We start from the raw sequence: 2456 nt of genomic DNA, 5'->3' as shown, positions 1-2456 counted from the left end.
GCCGGCGCTGCCGCGCTGCCGGGTGCCCGCGACCTGGTGCTGAGCCTGCGGGACCGGGTCCCGGTCGCCGTGGCGAGCAACAGCCCGCGCGCCTTCGTCGTCACCGCCCTGGCGTCAGCGGGCCTGACGGACCTGTTCACCCACGTCCTGGCCGCCGAGGACGTCGCGAACCCGAAGCCGGCCCCGGACCTCTACCTCGCGGCCTGCGCGGCCCTGTGCGCCGACCCGACCCGCACGGTGACCTTCGAGGACTCCCGCACGGGCGCCACCGCGGCCCGCGCCGCCGGCACGCACGTCGTCGGCATCCCGTCGCTGCCGGGCGTGACCCTCGACGCCGACTCGACCTTCGCCACGCTGACCGACCCCGCGCTGGCGGACTGGGCGCGGACCGTCCGAACGGCCGGCCTCCGCGCCGCGAACGCGCCCTCCTGACGGCGGACGGCGGCCGCTCCACCCGTCCGCGCTCGCTGCGGCCGGCCTTGCTCTGCTTACAGATACGCATCGCAGGTCAATCGGGGTGATGCGTGGATGGAAGCAGAGCAAAGCCGGTGCGCGACCAGAGGTGGCCAGGCTCTGGTCGGCAGCGCCGACCGCGCGCCTGCCGGCGGCGTCGCCGCCGTGTCGCGCTCAGCCAGCCGCGGACCGGGCAGCGGAGCGAAGCGGAGCGGTGTCTGGCGGGAGCGACGGTCCGCGCGCGCCGCGGACCCGAGCAATGATTCAGAAGTCGCCTTCGGCGACCTGGAAAACGGTCAGCCCCAGGTCGCGCCACATGCGGACGACGTGTTGGCGGTCGTCGAAGACGCCGACCACGCGGAAGTCGCCCGCGATCTCGCTCTGGAAGATGTCGCGTTTGACGACCGCGTCGCGGCGGGTGTCGCCGTAGCCGCGCATGTGCAGCGCCAGGTACGGCACGCCGACGTGTTCGGCCAGCCAGTCCTCCGTGTCGACGCGGGCGCTCTCCTCGCGGCCCGTGCAGTAGATGACCCCGTAGCCCGCCGCGTGCATGGCGCGGACCGCCGCGATCACCGCGAGGTTGGGCTCGTCCTCGATCACCCGGTCCAGGTCGAGGTGGTGGCGGTCGCCGAGCAGCGCCACCGTGCCGTCGATGTCGACCAGCACCACCTCCGGCGCGTCCGCGGGCGGCTCGTAGCGGTCCGTCGGCGGCGCCGCGGCCACGGTCGGCACCGGGAGCGGCAGCGGGCGGCCCTCCAGGTACCGCTGGTGCATCGACCGGATCGCCGCCTCGCCGACCTGCTCCTCCTTGGGGCGGGTGGCGTCGCGGCGGACGCATTCGTCGACCGGCACGTCGGTGAAGTCGTGGACCTCGAAGGTCGCGCCGTGGCGGGCGGCCAGGCCGGCCCAGTCGCGGACCAGCCGGGTGCGCAGGTTCGTGTCGTCCACGCAGACGTCGACGCCCGCCTGGAGCAGGCTGTCGACGAGCGTGAACGAGGCGATCGAGACCTGGCGCTCCGTCCGGTCCGTGAGCAGCGGCTCGCCGTGCAACATGCGGCGCAGGTCGTCCCGGTTGACCCGGACCACCCAGGGCTGCAGGGAACGGGCATAGGTGGTCTTACCGGACGCGGGCAGGCCGCGGGTGATGATCAACCTGGGCGCGCGGGACGGCATGGGTCCAATCATGACCCACGGGAATGAGCACCCCAGGGGGCGCGTTACACCCGGCGGACCACTGCATGGCAGACTGGTCAATCGGCCAAGGTTCCGGTTCACGTCCGTTCGGTGGACGACCCGGCGACCATCGACGAAAGGACCGAGGCGGAATGAAGCCTGACATCCACCCGCAGTACGTGACCACCGAGGTCACCTGTTCCTGCGGCAACACCTTCTCCACCCGCAGCACGGCGAAGAACGGTCAGATCCACGTCGAGACCTGCAGCGCCTGCCACCCGTTCTACACCGGCAAGCAGCGCGTTCTCGACACCGCCGGCCGCGTGGCCAAGTTCCAGCAGAAGTACGCCAAGGTTCAGGCCAAGAAGAAGTAGCTACGCCGACGGCGCCCCCCTCGCGGTCCTGCGGGGGTGGGCGCCGTTTCGTGTTGGCACAGGCTTGAAACCGACAAAGGGGTACGAACAATGAGCGTGGATCGTCTCGCGGGGCTGCTCGACGAGTACGGCGAGCTGGAGAAGCGGCTCGCCGACCCGGCGATCCACGCTGACCAGAACACGGCCCGGCGGGTCGGCCGGCGGTTCGCCGAGCTGGCGCCGATCCGCAAGGCCAACGACGAGCTCGAGCAGACCCGCGCCGACCTCGCCGCCGCGCGCGAGCTGGCCGCCGAGGACCCGTCGTTCGCCGGTGAGGTCGACGAGATCGCGGCCACCCTGCCGGCGCTCGAGGAGCGCCTGGCCGAGCTGCTCATGCCGCGCGACCCGCACGACGCCAAGGAGCCTGCTGCCCGGTGCCGGCACGCGCTCGATCAGCCCCACGCCCGTCAGCGACTT

4 protein-coding genes are annotated in these 2456 nt (G+C 72.3%); 3 read left to right on the top strand and 1 reads right to left on the bottom strand.

What is annotated here, in order from left to right:
* The coding region (locus AB0H87_RS40655; protein WP_360158839.1) for an HAD family phosphatase at nt 1–432 on the top strand (432 nt) is incomplete at its 5' end.
* Between the two features lie 285 nt (nt 433–717).
* On the opposite strand, the gene AB0H87_RS40650 is transcribed toward AB0H87_RS40655, so the two are convergent.
* Nucleotides 718–1626 carry an AAA family ATPase gene (locus AB0H87_RS40650; protein WP_360158836.1) on the bottom strand — a complete coding sequence of 303 codons (909 nt, stop codon included), beginning with the start codon at nt 1624–1626 and terminating at the stop codon, nt 718–720.
* 152 nt (nt 1627–1778) lie between these two features.
* Between AB0H87_RS40650 and rpmE the strand changes: the two genes are divergently transcribed.
* A complete protein-coding gene (gene rpmE / locus AB0H87_RS40645; protein WP_360158833.1) occupies nt 1779–2000 on the top strand; it encodes a 50S ribosomal protein L31 in 222 nt (73 codons plus the stop codon).
* A 90-nt stretch (nt 2001–2090) separates the two neighbouring features.
* Nucleotides 2091–2456 (top strand): PCRF domain-containing protein (locus AB0H87_RS40640; RefSeq protein WP_360158830.1); only part of this gene is annotated, 366 nt, incomplete at its 3' end.

The sequence above is a fragment of the Asanoa sp. NPDC050611 genome, assembly GCF_040654855.1.
Classification (GTDB): Bacteria; Actinomycetota; Actinomycetes; order Mycobacteriales; family Micromonosporaceae; genus Asanoa.
Note: the sequence above shows the minus strand (reverse complement) of the source record. Positions and strands in the feature narration are given on the sequence as shown.

Coding starts and splice junctions, on each gene's coding strand:
- AB0H87_RS40650 (WP_360158836.1), bottom strand. CDS start 1,626: ATGCCGTCCCGCGCGCCCAGGTTGATCATCACCCGCGGCCTGCCCGCG.
- rpmE (WP_360158833.1), top strand. CDS start 1,779: ATGAAGCCTGACATCCACCCGCAGTACGTGACCACCGAGGTCACCTGT.